Origin of the sequence: Psychrobacter sp. P11G3 (assembly GCF_001435845.1) — a bacterium.
In the GTDB taxonomy this organism is placed as follows: Bacteria; Pseudomonadota; Gammaproteobacteria; order Pseudomonadales; family Moraxellaceae; genus Psychrobacter.
In genome coordinates, this window is sequence record NZ_CM003596.1 from 2,110,475 (window position 1) to 2,129,917 (window position 19,443).

Genomic DNA, 19,443 nt, shown 5'->3' on the forward strand with positions numbered 1-19,443 from the left:
CTTAGAGTTGTCCTTAGAACCATTCTGTTTGCATATCAGTGCAAACTGAGTTGGTGTTGGTTAATAATTCGATGTCGCGTTTAACTAATGGTAGTTCCCAATCGATGAAGTATTTGGCCGCTTGTATCTTGCCTTTGTAGAAGTTTTGCTGCTCGACATCTTGCGTCGTACTTAGTAGCTGCTCAGCTTTACTGGCTTGACGAATCCAAATCCAGCTCAGTACAATTGAGGCAAAAATATTCATTAGTGCTTGAGCATTACCAGTCAATGTCAGCGCTTCTTCTGTCTGCAACACTTTGCCCAAATGCACGAGCACTTCATGCAACTGGCCCATATAAGGCATCAGCTTGCCTGCAAGTTGTGCGCTCTCAGGTGTCGTGATGCTTTCTAAATCTTGTGTAATCTCACGTTTTAGGATTTGAATACCCAACCCACCTTTTTGCCATAACTTGCGGAATGACAAATCTAATGCCTGCACACCGTTTGTGCCTTCATGGATAGGATTTAGACGATTGTCACGCCAAAACTGCTCAGCCTGATATTCACGCGTATAGCCTGCGCCGCCCAATACTTGAATACCTAAGTCATTGGCTTTTGGGCCATACTCAGATGGCCATGCTTTTAGCACTGGCGTTAGCAAATCCAACAACTCGGTTAGCTCATTTTTTAGTTTTTCGTCTTCGCAAGTGTTGATACGGTCAATTAGGTTTGAACCATATAGACATAATGAGATGCCGCCTTCAGAATAGGCTTTTTGTGCCAATAGCATGCGCTTTACATCACCATGCTGAATAATAGCCGTTGCATCATCTTCAGGCTTATTGTTTGGCGCAATGCGACCTTGTGTACGGTCTTTGGCATAATCTAGCGAGTACTGATAGCCGCGATAACCAATCATAGAAGCGCCAAAACCAACTGCAATACGTGCCTCATTCATCATTTTGAACATATAGCGCAAGCCAAAATGCTCTTCGCCGATTAAATACCCGTGACAATCGCCTTCGTCACCGAAGCTCAATGCCGTAGAAGTTGCACCTCTATAACCAAGCTTATGAATCAGTCCAGTCAGATGTACATCGTTGCGCTCGCCAACAGACAAGTCATCGTTCAAGCGATACTTAGGCACGGCAAATAAAGAGATACCTTTGACGCCGCCTGGACCACCTGGCACTTTGGCCAATACCAAATGTACAATATTGTCAGACAACTCATGATCACCTGCTGAGATATAAATCTTGCTGCCTTTGACACGGTACGAGCCATCATCCTGTTTTACAGCGATGGTTTTGATATCGGCAAGCGACGAACCTGCATGCGGCTCAGTCAATGCCATGGTGCCGGTGAATTCACCTGTCAGCATACGCGGCATAAAGGCTGCTTTGATATCATCACTAGCAAAATGCGAGATGACGTTGATTGCCGCCGTGGTCAAAAATGGATAGGCAGTCGTTGATGGATTGGCTGCCATAAAGTAGCCTGCCACAGCAGTCATCACCGTCTCAGGCAGTTGCATACCACCGTCTTCAAAACTATAACGACCGGCGATAAACCCTGACTCACGGAACGCATCAAAAGCGACTTTCACATCGTTTATCATGCTGACTTTTTTACCATCGAACTGCGGCTCGTTCTTATCCGCAATATGGTTGTGCGGTAAAAATAAATCTGTCGCAATCTTATTTGCCGTCTCTAATACAGCATCAAATGTCTCACGGCTATGTTCTGAGAACTTTGCGTGCTCGGTGAGTGATTCCGTGCCTAGTACATCATACAACTGGAAAGGTAATTCAAAATCGTTTAGGAGGGTATCTGCGGCCATAGTATTCTCGTTAACTGATTAAATGTGGTTATCAATTGATATTAGTCTAATTTGATACCTGTCCGTATTGTCATTTATGACATAATTATGGTCAAATAAGACATAAACAGAGTATCTAACCAGTTAAAATCAACCAAATAATGGCTATTTTGGTAAGCACAGCAAAGGAAACGAGTGTCTTATGCCCTATTTCAAACCTTTTAAAATGATTATTCTTGGCTTCGATGGCGTGCTCGGTAGTGTACTATCTGGCGCACTGGACTTGTTTTCATTCACAGGGGTCAGCTGGCAGCGCTTTTCAAATGAGTCTGTAGAGCCACGGTTTAATGTGCAAATCGCAAGCTTGGGTGGCGGCGATATTAGGTGCAGCAACCGCTTAATCATGCAAGCCCACTGTGATATCCGAGACGTGACAGAGTGCGATTTATTGCTTGTGCCCACCATTGGCGATTCTATTGATAAGGTATTGACGCAGAACAGTGAGCTACTGCCACATTTAGTACGGCTTGCGAATACCAAGGCCGATATAGCAAGCAATTGTAGCGGTGCATTTTTTTTGGCAAAGGCGGGATTATTAGATCATAAGATAGCCACCACACACTGGGGCTATGCCAATAAGTTTAAGGTAGATTTTCCATTGGTGGACTTACAAGAGAATCAATTTGTTACCCATTCAAGAAGCGACTCAACAAACCAGTCAGGCAATATATTTTGTGCAGCTGGTGGCAGCGCCTTTTATGATTTGGGGCTATTATTGATAGAGCGGTACTGCGGACGTGAGATTTCTACACAAGTGGCAAAAACCCAAATTATTGATAGCAAAAGAGGTAGTCAAAATAGCTATACTAATGTGACCTTGCACAAGCCGCATTCCGACCATTTGATTAAACAAGTCCAAGAATATATCGAAGAAAACTTTCAGCATTCTTTGCAGGTCAGTAGTTTAGCCGCTATGGTAAATATTACCCCGCGCACTTTAAACAGGCGCTTCCAGTCCTGCGTGGCGATGCGACCGATTGAATATATTCAGGCCGTTAGAATTGAACAAGCCAAACGCTTACTTGAATTAGGCGATGTATCGATAAAGTCGCTTGCCGATCAAGTAGGCTACGATGATATCTCTTCATTCACGCGTCTATTTAAACGTGCGACAGAGCTGACGCCTAAAGAGTACCAAGATAAATTTTCACGGTTGGCTATTTAAAAAGGACAGTGATTAGCGTTTAAGCAGTCTGCCACAAGCTTTCTACTTGGATGGCATCAGCCTTGATGGTTGGATAATCGGTAAATGCCAACTGATAGCCGCCATTTGCATTAGGACTCAGCTGGCAAATCGCTCCTAGCGGAAAGCTGTATTTTTTGCCGATATGACCAAAAGGCATACCACTATATATCGACAATCCTGTCAATTCATGCAGCTGACGAATGACTGTGGCAACATCATAACGTTTGTCATAGCTGTCCTCGCCCGTACCAGACAATGCCCCAAATACAATCGCTTGCTGATTTTTAAACACACCTGCGAGATATAAGTCATATAACATGCGCTCAATACGATACGCCTGCTCGCCGACATCTTCTAAAAACACAATACCACCATCGATACGTGGTAAATACTCACTACCTGCCAGCGCTGATACGACACTTAAGTTACCACCCCAAATCGTACCAGTTAACGGTTTCGGCTCACCTTTTGTCAGTATGGCAGGTAGCTGCTGACTGGTTAGCGAGGCATCTTGTATGCTGATAGTCAGAGTAGGATTGGTCAGTGCTTCAACAAACTGCTGACAGCTGACTTTATCAGGTGTGGTTTTACCAAACTCACTATAGAGCATTGGCGCGGCAAGTGAGCTCATTGACCCTTTTGCCAATAGCGCACACTGAATAGCCGTCACATCGCTAAAGCCTGCGAGTATCGTGCCGCGCTCTTTCATAATCCGTCCTAGCGTCGACCAATCCACCATAGGCAATATGCGCATGGCACCGTAACCACCGCGCACACCTAGCAGTAGTTTTGGCGCGGCTATTGCCCCAGTGGCAAGGTTTTGAAAATCGCTAGCACGTTGTGAGTCCGTTCCTGCAAAGCGTAAATACTGACGATTGGTAATAGCAGGATTTTCTACTTTAAACCCAGCACAAGCCACGCGATCTAATGCCAACTGATTACGCTCATCACTACCACCGACATTGGAGCTGGCAAAAAGTCGTGTCTCAATCTTAGGCGTGATACAACCTGCCTGCGTCAGTGATTCCCGTGACATTTGTGATGATGAGCTATTATCCAATAACGAAGTTGGCAGATCATCCTTGGTCAGCTGCGAGTTATTGCCAGACTCGATAGGACTGGCTGCAAGCGCTTGAGACATACCTTGGCTCGCTAATACTGCTGTGCCTGCACTCACACCGATTCGACGTAGAAATTGCCGACGGTTTAGCCCAGATGTTGTTTCAGTTGCATGACTGTTTTTATCATCTGTCCATGACTGACGCTTAATCCCCATATCTTACTGCTACCTTATCGCTTTTATTTTTTATGACTTATGTTTTTAGACCTTGTGGCAGCATATTGTAGACGCTTTTCTCACACTAATGGTTGCCTAATCTTTACCGATATTTACTTTTTCGCTACTGAGACACACAATATAGGTCGATTAGATTTGTTACTGTAAATACAAATTCATCGCAAAAAACAAAAGGTAATAATTATGTTTAATAAAAAAACCGATAAAAACAAGTCACTTGACTCTAATTTGGAATACTTGCTAGGCAAAGAAGATAAGCTGAAAGAAAAGTTAGAAGATAGCGGCTACCTTGAGCCGTTTAGTGATGATCTAATGCTATTTATGAGTCTCGTCAAAGATTATTACAAAGGTGACTACCGTAAGATCCCTTTCAAAACAATTTCAGCTGGCGTTATTGGTGCGCTCTATGTGCTAAATCCAATTGACATCATTCCTGATTCTATTCCGTTTATCGGCTATATCGATGATGCGCTAGTACTTAAATTTTGTTTGAAGCAGGCCAGAAAAGATCTACAAAAATACAAAGAATGGAAGCAGGAACAATCAGCTACTAAGGATAAGTTAGAATCTAACAATGATACGGATAAGACTGATAACGACAAGACTAGTACTGATGAGAAAGACAGCGACGAGACTGGTACTAACCTGAAGAAAGCCTCATAAATATTAATACTTTTAGCGATTAAAAAAAGTGATTCATAATCACAGTATTAAAAAAGCCACGACCGCGAATTAACTTTTCGGTCGTGGCTTCTTAGTTCTCATGATTCATCTGTCGTTAAATTTTAATCAGGCACTTCATAATTAGCTTTTTCTGGATTGAGACCAAACGAGTAGACGAATGTCGCAACGAGGCTATTGACAATAATGAAAGGTAAATCAATCGCAGCATGACCAAGTGCATAGCGACCAAGCAGCCAAGAGACGATCAACATGATAATAAAAAATGCACCCAAATATGCCAAAATCGCAGGATGTTTCAAATTATAAGGCTGCTCAGGCGTCGGTTGTTTGTCTAATACATACGTTCTTACCCCCCAACCAGCTGCATAAGAAAACCCGCCTAACACCACGTAACTGAAAAAGTTCATATCGCTTAACTCTAATGGTATGACTGTTTATAACAAAATACTGTCTATGAAAATATCATCCATCAACAATGATATTTATAGTCGATACTTATCTAAATACTATCATCAATGCTTATTTAAATACTGTCGTCGACATTATCGATAATAAGATCGGCATGTGGATTGGCTAAAATATCGGTATTCACCTCATCGCACTCCACGCGGTAGATCGTGTTAGCGCCTCGATAAATGTACGACAAGTATTCGCTGTCTAAGAGCGGATCAATATTTGCGTAAGCTGGTTTGACGTGCGCCAATACAAGCACTCGATCAGGACGACCAATAACCGCATCGACATTATCTGGATCGATAGAGAAAAACTGCGGTATGTCGCTATTGTCTATCACTTCTAACGGCTCTGGAGTATCCCAGACGCGCTTAGCAGTGACGGGCTCTTTCATCTGCATCACCCAAGTGTCATTTTGTTTGCTGACCTTTATCTGTGCAGGCTCATCTTGACTCACCGTATAACAACCTTCAAAGACAGACAGATCTGCCGCAACTTCGGTATCTTCTTGAGGGCTAGTATCATTACAAGCACTCAGAAAAATCGCGCTGCTAGTAGTTACACTGAGCATCAAATACGTCAGTCTCTTATTAAATAAATTCGAGCGTAAGGACATAATGGGGTTATCCTGCAATCATGCATTAAAAACTTTTATTAAGTGTACTATTGTCAAAAAACCATAAAATAGCAGATACGAAAAATGCACTTGGGTATCTTTGTAGCAAAAACGATTCTTTTACTAAAAACTAGAGCCTTTCAGCGAGCTTCACTATTTTAACAGAAAACCAAGACGTTACTATTATGTTATAAGTTACCGTAGCGGTTTTCTGACTTTGTGCGTCACGACTGCCCATATTTATGATAGATTTGCTATACTCACAACGTCATCATCATCGTTCGAATAACGTAAACGAGATGCTCTAGTACTACCCTATGCTTACCACTTATCAGGTCCATACTCTTTTATGTCAGACAACCGTAATTCAATGCCAAACACTCATAAAGACAACGCGATTGATCCATTGGCTGCTAAAACAAACACCACTGTGGCCTATACTGATGGTGCTTGCAAAGGCAATCCTGGCGCTGGCGGCTGGGGCGCACATCTTATATTTAGTGATGGCAGCACTCAAGATTTATACGGCGGCGACAAAGAAACCACCAATAACCGTATGGAACTAATGGGTGCGATACAAGCCCTGACGCATAGCCCGCATGAGCATACTCTTGAGATTTGGACTGACTCCAGTTATGTCAAAAAAGGCATAACTGAATGGATTGAAGGTTGGAAGAAAAAGGGCTGGAAAACTGCCAGTAAAAAGCCAGTCGCCAATCAAGACCTATGGCAACAATTGGATAAGCTCTGCCAACAGCGTGATGTTAGCTGGCATTGGGTCAAGGGTCACGCTGGACATGCGGGTAATGAAAAAGCAGACGAGCTGGCAAACCTAGGTGTCACCTCAAACAGCGACCATTCAGCTAGGCTCAATGAAGCAGATACGACTAAAAAAAAAGACCAAATAGTGAATGACATTAATCCTAACATTGATACTAATACTGACACTAACATTGATACTTCGCAAAAATCATCTAGCGCTGACTGGCTAAGTTTCGATCCATTGGGTCTAGATATGATGGACGATGAGTTTGATGAAGAGCTCTTAGAACCTGAGCCGCTCAGAGAAGATAGTCAGAGTACAGCTAACACCCTTAAGATAGATGAAGACATTGCTGTAGAATCTAACAGCCATCAAGACAATACATACAACCCGACGAGTACCAAAGCTATGCCAGATATTCAAACGCACCTAGATGACACCGTCGACAATGATATGTTGCCAAGTGTAGAATCTGATGCCCCTAAGTTCGATGGGGATACTAGCCGTGCCAACCCATATTTCAAGCCACTACTACCAAAGCCGATACACCGCCATGAAGCAGATCGCCAGCTTATCATGGATACAGAAACCACAGGGCTTGATGCTCTAAAAGGCGATCGTATTATCGAGGTCGGTATTGTGGAGCTGGTCGGACGTAAGTTTACTGGTGAAAAGCTGCACGTTTATATCAATCCGCAGCGCGGTATGGATGACGAAGTCATTCGTATTCATGGTATCTCTGAAGCGTTTTTGACTGACAAGCCGACCTTTGACCAAGTGGCTCAGTCTTTGTATGACTTTATGGACGGCGCTGAGATTATCGCTCACAACGCTACTTTTGATATGAACTTCTTAAATATGGAGTTTGCAAAAGTTGGTCTGAATGACTTTGCTAATCGAGTGCAAGTAACCGATTCACTGGCGATGGCCAAGCAGCAATACCCGGGGCAAAAAAACACGCTAGATGCCCTCGTGCGTCGCCTAGATGTTGGTAAGCAGGACCGTACTTTTCACGGGGCATTACTTGACTCAGAGATTTTAGCCGAAGTTTATTTAGCGATGACTGGTGGACAGGTCACGCTCGCTATCGAAGAGGATACAGATACCGATGGCGGACAAACTGCTCATGCAAGTTTCGCCAATTTAGCGAATTTATTGCTGGCATCAACGGCGGATGAAACTGCTGACCAAAGCTGGTATACGGCTTTGGCAGAAGATTATCCTGCCCTAAAAGCTAGCATATAATTATCGTTCGAATTTTTATTGAACCGACATTTGTATAATTTAGTCTTGATTATTATGATAGAAAGCGTTAAAACATCACTAGCTAATACTTTCTAAATCAAATTTATCATATTGCTATTCTCATCAGTACATTATGGAAAAATACTTATGGACCAGTCTGCGCAAATGAAGCTAACCGCCCCAACGCTTAGTGTTACTGATTTTAATCTACCATCACTCCATTTACTGCATGATGAGGTTATAGCAACGCTTAAAGACACCGAGATTCATTTAGGTGAGTTCAATGATGATAGTAGTCAGGCGCCTTTGTTGTCAGACTCTATCGAAGTATTAAAGCAACTGTCTTGTATTTTCAAACTGATTTCTTTGGTCGGTGCAGAAGCATTGAATGATGCCATTGTTGGTGGTCTACAGAGACTTTATGACAATGGTGACAACAATGATACTGATTTAATCATGGATCTATCAGAAGCCATCATGACCTTGGATCGTTATGTCGAGTTTGTCCTATTGACTGAATCGGTAGAGCCTACTCTACTGATACCTGTAATCAACAAGCTTAATGCACATAGTCAAAAAGCTCCTATTACAGCAGACTATTTTTCTGCATTTGGTAGCAGTAGTGTCATCATCGCTAATCCTGAACAAAACTTTGAATCTCTAAGCACGCTTAATCTAGACACAGAGCTGCTGACCAACGCGTATCGTAGTGGCCTTGCGGTTGCACTACTTAATCAAGATGGCAACATTGACTCCAAGGATCAGCAAAAGCTGGATGCTATGAGTGCAGCTTGTGCATTAATCGCTGCAAATACTGATAGTTTGTTTTGGCAAGCGGCGACTGCTGCCGTGACTGATATCGCAGCAGTATTACCATTAAACCTAAGTCAAAAACACACACTTATCTATTTAGAGCAGCAATTTCAAAGCTATTTACCAGTAATGGATACCCGTTTTGCAGATTTAGTGAGCTTTGCCTGTCAACGTAATAACGAGCAAGCGCATCAACTACGTGAACAGTATGCAAGCAATCATTTAGAAGGTGCTCAGCTAGAACAGATGAAGCGCTTTTTATTCGGTCCTAACCGCGAACTTACCGATACGTTGAACACAATTATTCAACATCAGATCAATAACATTAAAGAACACGTAGACAGTTATGCACGTGGCGATTCAATTAATCCTATTGACATGCAGACAGCGCAGATTATTAAAGAGTTGACTGAGCTTAGTTCGGCATTGCGTTTATTAGGTCTGTCCAACGCAGCCAATAGTCTTAGCGAAGCAGCAGAAGCTGTGAGCCATTGGCAAGCGCCTTCTCCTGAAGACTTCGATCATTTGCTACTAGCATTAATGCATGCAGAGAACGCCACTATTGCTATGGCAGAGATGCATACACCAGGGGCAATCTATCTGCCACTGAATAACCCGCATATTTCATTGCATCAGCTTAATACGGCCAATGATACCTTGATACAAGAAAGCCGAACTGCGATTGCTAGTGCTGAGCAAGCCATCAATGATTATTTGGCGGAGCCTGAGCGCGATATGCTTAATATCCAAAATATTCCTGGGATGATGCGACAAGTAGCAGGCGCAGTACGCTTCTTACAACTGCCCACACCTGCCAGCATGCTGAGTCAGCTAGCCAACTATATCGAACAACGTATCGATGGCGGACGACGTATCGAAGACGGTACGTTAGCCTGCATCGCTGATGTCATCATGGCGGTCGATCATCACTTAGATGGTTTTGAGAATAATCGCCCTGTTAGCAAGCAAGCACTTGATGTTGGTCAACAAAGCTTAAGCCACCTACTTGCTGCTTAACTTTTCTCATTGTCATGTCATGGTCATTATCTCTGAGCCATGACATCTCATTTAAATACAGATAACTCAAGACAATGTAGGTACAAGTCAGGCACGTGAAAGTGCTACAGTCATTAGGTTAAACTAGCCTAGTTATTAGGCTGAACCAGCCTGACAATATGTATGGATATCTGGATATCTGGTTTACATAGAATTGATGATATTTTACTCTAAAACAGTCTGTGTCTACGTCGATGCGGACTTACTTTATAATGTTTGGAATTTTATATGGCCCATGCTTTTGTATTAAGTGATGACAGTATCTTATGCCGTCAAATGCCAGATGGTTGGTGGCCTTTGCAAGTTCAGCTATCGCCCGATAGTAATGACTCAAATGAGCAAGCTTATCAAGTTGGTCATGTAACGCTGCATGAGAGCCTAGCACCAAATCATTGGCTATCAGACGATAACAATAGCACTGGCAACCATGCAGATAATACGGTTGATGCCAATATGGCTCATAGCTTTACTGCTCAAGCTACGAGCGCCATGACTTATGACTATGCAGTTGCTCATAACGTAACGCTACCAATTATTGCTGAAAGCAGTGGCAACACTTTTGTTCCTTATCGAAAACTGATGACTCATTTGCCAGTCGCCTTGTCAGATCAGATTAGCCAAGCAATACAGCTATTAAGCTGGCAAGCAGATACACAGTTTTGTAGTCGCTGTGCTAGCCCTACTGTAAATGCTGACCAAGGCGAACGTGCCATGGTTTGTCCAGTATGTCGGTTGCGCCAGTATCCCCGCGTACAACCATGCGTCATTACTGCTATTACTCGTCCAAATCCAATGACAGGTGAGATGCAAATTTTACTGGCTCACCATCATCGTCATGGACAGCAAAACCTACCGCCAATGTATGGTTTGATCGCAGGGTTTGTAGAAGTTGGAGAGAGTTTGGAGCATGCCGTAGTACGTGAAGTCGCAGAAGAGGTCAATATCAGCGTATCAGATATCCGCTATGTGAGCAGTCAGCCATGGCCATTCCCCTCTAACTTGATGCTTGGTTTTCGAGCCTCGTATGCCAGTGGCGATATTATCTTGCAAGAAGATGAGCTCGCACATGCTGATTTCTTTGATCTCTCAAACCTACCCAGAATTCCGCCAAAGGGTAGTATCGCTCGCGATTTGATTGACCAAGTGGCTAAAGAACAAAATATAGATTTATAATCAGTCCTTATCTATAAACACACATTACGCTATAGTATTGTATTTTCAATCTCATCTCTTTAAAATCGCTGCTCCTGTGATAAGCGTTTTACTTTAAATTTATTTTTAGTAAGTAACACGCCAAAATGAGCAGTAACACGCTGACAGAGCAGATGCTCTTATAGATACTGTTTTACAAAGACCGCTTTCTCAATATTTCATCTCTATTTATACTAATACCAATTCTTACGACTGGTATTAAGGTCCTTAATTAAATGCAAAGTAGCACCAATATACGCTTAGTCAATCTACCTATCTTATTCGATGCATTACACATTGATACCTTGCCCGCTGACATACAGGCAAAAATTGCACGTGTGGATGCATGTTTGCCACAGACGCAGTGCGGACTATGTGAGCATCCAGATGGTTGCCTGCCATATGCCGCTGCGATTGTATTAGATGGCGAGCCGTATAATAAATGTGTGCCCGGTGGTCAGCCAGTCACCAATGCGATTGCTCAGACTCTCGATATAGACACTCCTAACACTACGTTGACGGCGGTGCCTTCACAGTGGCCAATAGATGCCACTTCTGAACGTCCGACGGAGGTTCGTGCGGTTATCCGTGAAAATGACTGTATCGGCTGCACCAAATGTATTCCTGCTTGCCCAGTCGATGCTATCGTTGGTACTGGCAAGCATATACATACGATTTTTACAGATTTGTGCACGGGCTGTGAGCTATGTATCGCGCCCTGCCCTGTTGATTGCATTGACTTAGTCACGGTTGATCGGGAAATATCTGAGCCTGAGCGAATAGCAGAGCAAGAAGATTTGAGACAACGCTACCACACTCATTTAAAACGCGTCACAGAACAGCTTGCCGATACGAGCAATAGTAGACCTGTCGTTAGTATGGTAGAAGCTAAGCTCAATAACGCAGCAAGTCAGACTCTAAATATCAGTGAGTCGCAAGCGAAAAATACCATTGCAGCTGCCAAGCTCCGTACCAAAATCAAAAAACTAGAAAAGCAACTGAGTGTGCGTGCAAACGATAAGAAACAAGCAGAGCTCGAATCCTTACAAGCCGAGCTTGAGTCATTGCAAGTAGCGCTATAACGGTAATAGCTGACTACGCAGTGAATGCGTTAATAAATTGATACTTTAATCATTAACATGAATGCTAGCGCTAGCATATAATTTGGCACCATCATTCATCAAAATAATAGTCAAAATGCCATGAGTAAAACGGTCAAACATAAAACAGCTGACACGCCGCCCTCAAGACGAATGCCCAATCGTGACGTGCGTCCGTTCTTTGAAAAGCTAGCAGCGACTATTGATGAGCCTGTCACCGAACTTAATTATGACAGTAATTTTGAGTTACTTATCGCGGTAATTCTGTCCGCACAAGCGACTGATGTCAGTGTCAATATTGCTACCAAGCAATTGTACCCAGTAGCTAACACACCTGAGGCAATACTGGCACTAGGCGAAGACGGTCTCAAATCCTATATCAAAAACATTGGTCTATATAATGCCAAAGCAAAAAACGTCATCAAAACCTGCCGTGATTTGATTGAGAAATTTGATAGCACCGTTCCTGATAACCGCAAAGATTTAGAATCACTGGCAGGTGTCGGCCGGAAAACTGCTAACGTTGTGTTAAATACGGCTTTTGGCCAGCCGACCATGGCCGTTGACACGCATATCTTTCGGGTGGGCAATCGTACTGGGCTTGCCACTGGTAAAACCGTACTTATCGTCGAAAAAAAGCTAGTCGAGCGAATTCCAGAAGACTTCATCGTAGACGCCCATCATTATCTTATCTTACACGGCCGCTATACCTGTCAGGCACGTACACCCAAATGCGGCGCTTGCCCTGTCTATGAAGAATGCATGTTCAAAGATAAAGCTGCATTTTTAGAGTTGTAACGTATTGTTCATTTCAAGCAAACGCTACTACAGCCAATTACTCAGCTAGATAAACTGCTATCCAGTAACCACCTTTGATTGCAGTGAACTGCTTGTTGAGCATTTCTTATAGTAGAGCAAGTGTTGCTCACTAGAGTTTTATAACGTTTCAAGGTAGAATAACCCTATTTTGCGTTAAGAGATTTTGGCCATTACCCTGCTTCTGATAAGGCAATCTGCACATTAGCGTTGTCTATTAGGGCAAGTACTGACCCAACTCGTTATCGCCAAGGCCATATTAGAGCGTGGCAGTATCATTTTATATATTGATTGAATGATAGTCCGCTCACCCTTTGGTCATATTTATTAGCAAAGATTTTAGTTAAAACCGATTTTAAATTAAGAAATACCGATTATCTGCCGCGTAAATGCGTGGTCAAAATTAATTAGAGCAGCACCCAGATGTGCTGCTTTTCCTACCCTTATTGATTCAATTAAGCGATCCCATTATGCGTGAATACAACTTATTTACCTCAGAATCTGTGAGCGAAGGCCATCCTGACAAAATGGCTGACCAAATATCAGACGCTATCCTTGACGCTATCTTACGTGAAGATCTGCACGCACGTGTGGCATGCGAAACCTTAGTAAAAACAGGCGCAGTCATACTTGCAGGTGAAATCACTACAACCGCAAATATCGATTTAGAGCGTCTGGTGCGTGACACTGTAAATGGCATCGGCTATCACCATTCAGATTTAGGCTTTGATGGCGAGACTTGTGCAGTCATCAACATGCTAGGCAAACAATCTCCTGAAATCGCGCAAGGCGTCGATCGTAGCGACCCTGAAGAGCAAGGTGCAGGCGACCAAGGCTTAATGTTTGGTTATGCAAGTAATGAAACCGAAGTATTGATGCCAGCGCCTATCGAGTATGCCCATCGTTTGATGGAGCGTCAGTCGGAGCTGCGCCGCGCAGGCGAGCTACCTTGGTTACGTCCAGATGCCAAAGCGCAGGTAACCTTGAAGTATGACGGCAATCGTCCTGTCGCCATCGATGCTGTTGTATTATCAACACAGCATGATCCAAGCATCTCGCAGTCAGATCTGCAAGAAGCGGTGATGGAATCTATCATCAAGCAAGTGCTACCAGCTGACTTATTGCACGCTGGCACACGCTATCATATCAACCCAACTGGTAAGTTTGTGATTGGTGGTCCTGTTGGTGATGCTGGTCTGACTGGTCGTAAAATTATTGTTGACACTTACGGCGGCATGGCACGTCATGGTGGCGGTGCGTTCAGTGGTAAAGATCCTTCAAAAGTGGATCGCAGTGCTGCTTATGCGGTACGTTATGTGGCCAAAAACATCGTAGCAGCAGGTCTTGCTGAGCGCTGTGAAGTACAGGTCAGCTATGCAATTGGTGTCGCTGAGCCTACCTCTATCTCTGTTAATACTTTTGGTACTAGCAAAATCAGTAACGATGAAATCATTCGCTTGATTCGTACTCACTTTGACCTACGTCCTTACGGCATTACCCGTATGTTGAACTTACTACAGCCAATGTATCAGCAGACTGCTACCTTTGGACACTTTGGTCGTCCAGGCTCAGAGACTGCCTTTACGTGGGAAAAAACAGACAAAGCTGATATCTTAAAAGCAGACGCTGGTTTATAAGAGTCACTATTTTAAAACGTTTACCAACCATTTTTATATACTAAAAACTACTGACACTTATTATTAGGAGTTGCTTATGTCTCAAGACAATACTCAAGACCAAAACGCTGATGCTAACATCGAAATCACCCCTGAAATGCAGGCATTCTATCAACGTGCTGACGCTATCATCGGTATCGCCAACAGTCAGCTAGGCCCTGAAGCGCATTCAGGTCAAGTAGGTGCTTCTTTATTATATGCTGCAGCACGCTATAGCGCGTCAGTTGCCTCTATCGGCTTCGTCAAAGGTGATGATTTCGCCAAAGAAAAAGACGATATTGTCGAGTTTTATGTCAAACAATATCGCCAAATGCTGAGCGATAATTTAACTGATTATGCTCAAAACTTTGACAAGTACGTGCAGCTAAATCAAGACGACAAACCAGCTGAATAAGCGAATCTCGTCAGTCTAGATGTTTTTGATTTAGACATACTGTTGTAAAATCAGTATTTGATGGCAAAAAATAAACCCCCAAGCTTCATTGAGCTTGGGGGTTTTGTATGGTGTTTAAGTAGATAGCTACCGACAAATGAGCTACCATAAAAGACTAAATATTTATCATTAGTAGGCAAATCCATCATCGATAACAGGACGCTATCGAATATTATTAATAAGGACATTTTTTATGAAACAAACTCTATCTACTCGTCGATTTTCCACAATTAATCAATCTTCGCTCAAACCATCATCACTTATATTGATATTAGTTCTAGCTTTAACTGGCTGTAGCTCTATGTCTGATGTAGGCACGTCTGGTCAAACACCTACCCCATCCAGTCCTGATATCAGTCAGCAATTTGAAGGTGCTCTTACTCAATGTCCACCCGCTAACCCTGCCAACAATATCTGTACGGCACAATATGAACCCGTCTGTGTAAAGACGAAAGTTGGAACAGTGATCAGCTACCGAACAGCTAGTAATGCCTGCTCAGCCTGTAATATCCCTGAATCCGTTGGTTATGCAAAAGGCGAATGTAGCTGATCTATAAAGTGGTTGTATCGAGATCTGCTGTACTGAAAGCTGCTGTATTGGAAGATTTTTTATTAAAAATATTGAACATCCATAAAAATACCCAGCTTATGACAAGCTGGGTATTTTTGTAGCTAGAAAATAAACTCTAACGCTTAAGCATCTTTCTCAAGTGCTGGTGGGCCTTTTAGTAACTCTTCATCACGGAATTCATTGGCCGAGTTGTGCTCTGCTGACTCTTCTGTGGTGAACCATTGCTGATTACGATAGAGTATCAAACGATCTCGACTGAGACCACGCAATAGAGAATACATCATCACGACGATCACAATAGCAAAAGGAAATCCTGAGACAATCGATGCCGCTTGTAGTGCACTCAAACCACCTGCTGCCAATAATACAGCTGCGATAACACCTTCAGAACCTGCCCAAAATAAACGCTGGATCTTTGGCGGATTGGTATCACCACCTGATGTCAGCATATCGATGACAAAACTGGCTGAATCCGATGAGGTAACAAACCATAGGACAATCATCACCACGATGAGCAAGTTGACCGCACCCGTTAATGGATAAGACTCCATCAATTTAAAGATAGCGCTACCTGTATCGGCTTTGACCGCTTCAATCAGACCTGGGCTAACTATGTTAGGGTCTGCTGCTGCCACCAACTCCATATTTACCGCAGAACCACCAAAAGCAGTAAACCACAGGAACAATATCGTGATAGGAATTAATAATACGCCTAATATAAACTCACGGATGGTACGGCCACGAGAGATACGCGCAACGAATACCCCAACGAATGGTGACCAACTAATCCACCATGCCCAATAGAAAATCGTCCAAGAGGCTTGCCAGTTTTCTTCGCCTCTATAAGACTCTGTCCATAGACCTAATGGCACGATTTGATGCAAATAGTTACCGATGTTTTCTACAAAGCTATTAAAAATAAACTGCGTAGGCCCAAAGATAATCACAAAACTTAGCAATATCACAGTGAACAATATATTGGTATCACTTAGACGCTTGATGCCTTTATCCAATCCCATAAACAGAGATAACCCTGCTAGCATGGTGATAAGGCCAATCAAAATAATCTGCACCGTAATATTATTGGGTATACCAAATAATGTCTCAAGGCCTGAGTTAATCTGCAAGACACCAAGACCTAACGTGGTCACTACCCCAAACATCGTACCAAATACGGCGAGCGTATCTACCGTATGACCCCAACCGCCGTAGATCTTTTTACCCAATATTGGATAAAGTGTCGAACGGATAGCCAGTGGTAAACCTACTCGATAATGAAAATAAGCAAGCGACAGCGCGACCATGCCATATAGCGCCCATACATGTAGACCATAATGTAGGAAAGAGATATTCATCGCTTGTTTGGCAGCGGCGACTGTCTCCGCCTCTCCTAATGGTGGTGCCATAAAGTGATACAGCGGCTCAGCGGTGCCCCAATAAAGCAGCCCAATACCGATACCAGCTGAAAACAACATGCCAATCCAAGAAACCATATTGTACTCTGGTCTCTCATTCTGATGACCGAGTCTGATATCGCCGTAGCGGCTAAATATCATATATATACTCATGACCAATGTTAAATTGACCACGACAATAAAAAACCAGCCAAAGCGTAAAGAGACAAATGCTTTTGCTTGGTTAAATACTACTTCTGCTTGTTCGTTGAATAAAGCGCCAAAAATAATGAACGCCAGTATCAGGATTGCTGAAGTCAAAAATACAGGTTTACTTACCCGCGGAAAAGGGCCTAATCGGCCAACTTTTACATGATCCATAGGTATATCCCCAAAAAAGTGCGTAACCATACCAAGGTATGAACGAATTATCAAATATAACACCTTGTAAATACTGCCGAATGTATAGAAATGGTAGTAACATTTCGGTAATAATTTTCAACAATATGAATTTGTCCTGAATAAATTTAAGTATCTTCACCCAATAAAGAAGCCCCAACTTAAAAATAAATTGGGGCTTCTTCTATTAAAGGCTTAAATAGCTGTCTTACTTTTACCTACTTTTTAGTCACCTTTTACAATCTTAGGTGGCCCTTTTAGCAGATGCTCATCAGCAAATTCAGCTGCCGAGTTGTGATCTGCTGATTCTTCAGTAATATAATGCTGCTGCGCTCTATATAGTATCAGTCGATCGCGACTCAAACCACGCAGTAGCGCATACATCATGGCAAATATAACCACGGCAAATGGCAATCCTGCTACGATAGCGGCTGCTTGTAACGCGCTCAATCCACCAGCAGCTAACAAAACAGCAGCAATGACGCCTTCAGTGCTTGCCCAAAATAAACGTTGAATCTTTGGCGGATTGGTATCACCACCAGCCGTCAGCATATCAATGACAAAACTTGCTGAATCTGATGAGGTCACGAACCACAATACGATCATAATCACAATCATAAATGTGATGGGTTGCGCCAATGGATAGTACTCAACCAATTTAAAAATGGCACTACCAAAATCTGTTTGTACCGCTTCAACGAGTCCAGGACTAACCAACGCTGGATCAATAGCAGCGAGCAGCTCCATATGAATAGCAACGCCGCCGAAAGTTGAAAACCAAAAGAACAATATGGTCATAGGGATAAGTAATACCCCAAGTACGAACTCTCTAATCGTACGACCACGGCTGATACGAGCAATAAACACGCCGACAAATGGTGCCCAACTTACCCACCATGCCCAATAAAATATTGTCCATGCTGACTGCCAGTTTGCCTCACCTTCATAAGACTCACCCCACAGACCTAATGGTATAACCACTGAAAGATAGTTACCGATATTTTCTAGGAAGCTATCAAAAATGAAAAGCGTCGGCCCTAAGACGACCATAAAACCAAGCAGAATAGCCGTTAAACCGATGTTCACATCGCTTAGACGCTTGATACCCTTATCCAAGCCCATCATGACAGAACAGGCGGCCAAAGCAGTAACAAAAGCAATCAGAGCGATTTGTATTGTGAGATTATTAGGAATACCAAATAATTTCTCAAGCCCTGAGTTAATTTGCATAACGCCAAGACCGAGTGACGTCACCACACCAAACATCGTACCGAATACGGCTAAGATATCAACGGCATGACCCCACGAGCCATATATTTTTTTACCCAGTATAGGATAAAGGGTTGAGCGAATCGATAGTGGTAAGCCACGGCGAAAATGGAAATAGGCTAAAGATAGCGCTACAATTGCGTACAATGCCCAAGCATGCAAGCCCCAATGTAAAAAGGTAATATTCATCGCCTGCTTGGCGGCTTCTATCGTTTCCTTTTCACCAAGTGGCGGTGCCATAAAGTGATATAAGGGCTCTGCTGTACCCCAGTAGACAAGTCCAATACCGATACCAGCAGAGAACAGCATACCGATCCACGAAAATAGACTGTACTGTGGTGTCTCAGTTTGAGCACCAAGACGAATATCGCCATAACGGCTCATAGACAAATAAACACAAAGTCCTAAGGCTACATTAACGAGAATAATGAAAAACCAACCAAATTTATCGGTAATAAAGCCTTGTAGAAAACTGAACAACGTACCGGCAGATTCAGTAAAAAAAACGCCAAGAACAATAAATATAATAATAAGTAATGCTGAAGTTAAAAAAACAGGTTTACTTACCCGCGGGAAAGGGCCTAACCTGCCAACTTTTACATGATCCATAGGTATATCCCAAA

General features: G+C 42.9%; 16 protein-coding genes. 10 read left to right on the forward strand and 6 right to left on the reverse strand.

Annotated elements, in window-relative coordinates:
- Positions 1-13 precede the first annotated feature (13 nt).
- Positions 14-1,819, reverse strand: a complete 1,806-nt coding sequence (locus AK824_RS08420; RefSeq protein ID WP_057760668.1) for an acyl-CoA dehydrogenase family protein — start codon at positions 1,817-1,819, stop codon at positions 14-16.
- A gap of 181 nt (positions 1,820-2,000) precedes the next feature.
- On the opposite strand from AK824_RS08420, the gene AK824_RS08425 reads away from it, so the two are divergent.
- Positions 2,001-3,023: a GlxA family transcriptional regulator gene (locus AK824_RS08425; protein ID WP_057760669.1), complete on the forward strand. Its 1,023-nt coding sequence runs from the start codon at positions 2,001-2,003 to the stop codon at positions 3,021-3,023.
- Between the two features lie 19 nt (positions 3,024-3,042).
- Here the strand turns inward: AK824_RS08425 and AK824_RS08430 are convergent, their stop codons facing one another.
- Complete coding sequence (locus AK824_RS08430; RefSeq protein ID WP_057760671.1) at positions 3,043-4,320, reverse strand: LD-carboxypeptidase; 1,278 nt, start codon at positions 4,318-4,320, stop codon at positions 3,043-3,045.
- Positions 4,321-4,524: 204 nt separating this feature from the next.
- Here AK824_RS08430 and AK824_RS08435 point away from each other — a divergent pair, with 204 nt between their 5' ends.
- Entirely contained in the window at positions 4,525-5,004 is a 480-nt protein-coding gene (locus tag AK824_RS08435; protein ID WP_057760673.1) for a YkvA family protein, read from the forward strand.
- Positions 5,005-5,126: 122 nt separating this feature from the next.
- Here AK824_RS08435 and AK824_RS08440 read toward each other — a convergent pair whose 3' ends face one another.
- Together AK824_RS08440 and AK824_RS08445 are read right to left on the reverse strand one after the other, a co-directional pair.
- Positions 5,127-5,432 carry a hypothetical protein gene (locus AK824_RS08440; protein ID WP_057760675.1) on the reverse strand — a complete coding sequence of 102 codons (306 nt, stop codon included), beginning with the start codon at positions 5,430-5,432 and terminating at the stop codon, positions 5,127-5,129.
- A gap of 116 nt (positions 5,433-5,548) precedes the next feature.
- On the reverse strand, positions 5,549-6,094 hold the full coding sequence (locus AK824_RS08445) for a hypothetical protein (protein ID WP_227511142.1): 546 nt from the start codon (positions 6,092-6,094) through the stop codon (positions 5,549-5,551).
- A 349-nt stretch (positions 6,095-6,443) separates the two neighbouring features.
- Between AK824_RS08445 and dnaQ the strand changes: the two genes are divergently transcribed.
- The 8 genes from dnaQ (at position 6,444) to AK824_RS08485 (ending at position 15,737) form a co-directional block, all read left to right on the forward strand.
- Positions 6,444-8,102, forward strand: a complete 1,659-nt coding sequence (gene dnaQ / locus AK824_RS08450; protein WP_057760677.1) for a DNA polymerase III subunit epsilon — start codon at positions 6,444-6,446, stop codon at positions 8,100-8,102.
- 147 nt (positions 8,103-8,249) lie between these two features.
- Positions 8,250-9,932 carry a hypothetical protein gene (locus AK824_RS08455; protein ID WP_057760679.1) on the forward strand — a complete coding sequence of 561 codons (1,683 nt, stop codon included), beginning with the start codon at positions 8,250-8,252 and terminating at the stop codon, positions 9,930-9,932.
- 267 nt (positions 9,933-10,199) lie between these two features.
- Positions 10,200-11,144, forward strand: coding sequence for an NAD(+) diphosphatase (gene nudC, locus AK824_RS08460; RefSeq protein WP_057760681.1), 945 nt, complete (start codon positions 10,200-10,202; stop codon positions 11,142-11,144).
- Between the two features lie 254 nt (positions 11,145-11,398).
- Positions 11,399-12,244, forward strand: coding sequence for an RnfABCDGE type electron transport complex subunit B (locus AK824_RS08465; RefSeq protein WP_057760683.1), 846 nt, complete (start codon positions 11,399-11,401; stop codon positions 12,242-12,244).
- A gap of 120 nt (positions 12,245-12,364) precedes the next feature.
- Entirely contained in the window at positions 12,365-13,060 is a 696-nt protein-coding gene (gene nth, locus AK824_RS08470; RefSeq protein WP_057760685.1) for an endonuclease III, read from the forward strand.
- A 488-nt stretch (positions 13,061-13,548) separates the two neighbouring features.
- Positions 13,549-14,715, forward strand: a complete 1,167-nt coding sequence (gene metK, locus AK824_RS08475; RefSeq protein WP_057760687.1) for a methionine adenosyltransferase — start codon at positions 13,549-13,551, stop codon at positions 14,713-14,715.
- A gap of 76 nt (positions 14,716-14,791) precedes the next feature.
- Positions 14,792-15,148: a DUF3144 domain-containing protein gene (locus AK824_RS08480; protein WP_057760690.1), complete on the forward strand. Its 357-nt coding sequence runs from the start codon at positions 14,792-14,794 to the stop codon at positions 15,146-15,148.
- Between the two features lie 232 nt (positions 15,149-15,380).
- The gene (locus AK824_RS08485; RefSeq protein ID WP_057760692.1) at positions 15,381-15,737 is read left to right on the forward strand and encodes a hypothetical protein; all 357 of its coding nucleotides are present in this window, start codon (positions 15,381-15,383) and stop codon (positions 15,735-15,737) included.
- A 143-nt stretch (positions 15,738-15,880) separates the two neighbouring features.
- Here the strand turns inward: AK824_RS08485 and AK824_RS08490 are convergent, their stop codons facing one another.
- Entirely contained in the window at positions 15,881-17,533 is a 1,653-nt protein-coding gene (locus AK824_RS08490; protein ID WP_057760694.1) for a BCCT family transporter, read from the reverse strand.
- A gap of 243 nt (positions 17,534-17,776) precedes the next feature.
- Positions 17,777-19,429 carry a BCCT family transporter gene (locus tag AK824_RS08495; RefSeq protein WP_057760697.1) on the reverse strand — a complete coding sequence of 551 codons (1,653 nt, stop codon included), beginning with the start codon at positions 19,427-19,429 and terminating at the stop codon, positions 17,777-17,779.
- Positions 19,430-19,443: the final 14 nt, after the last annotated feature.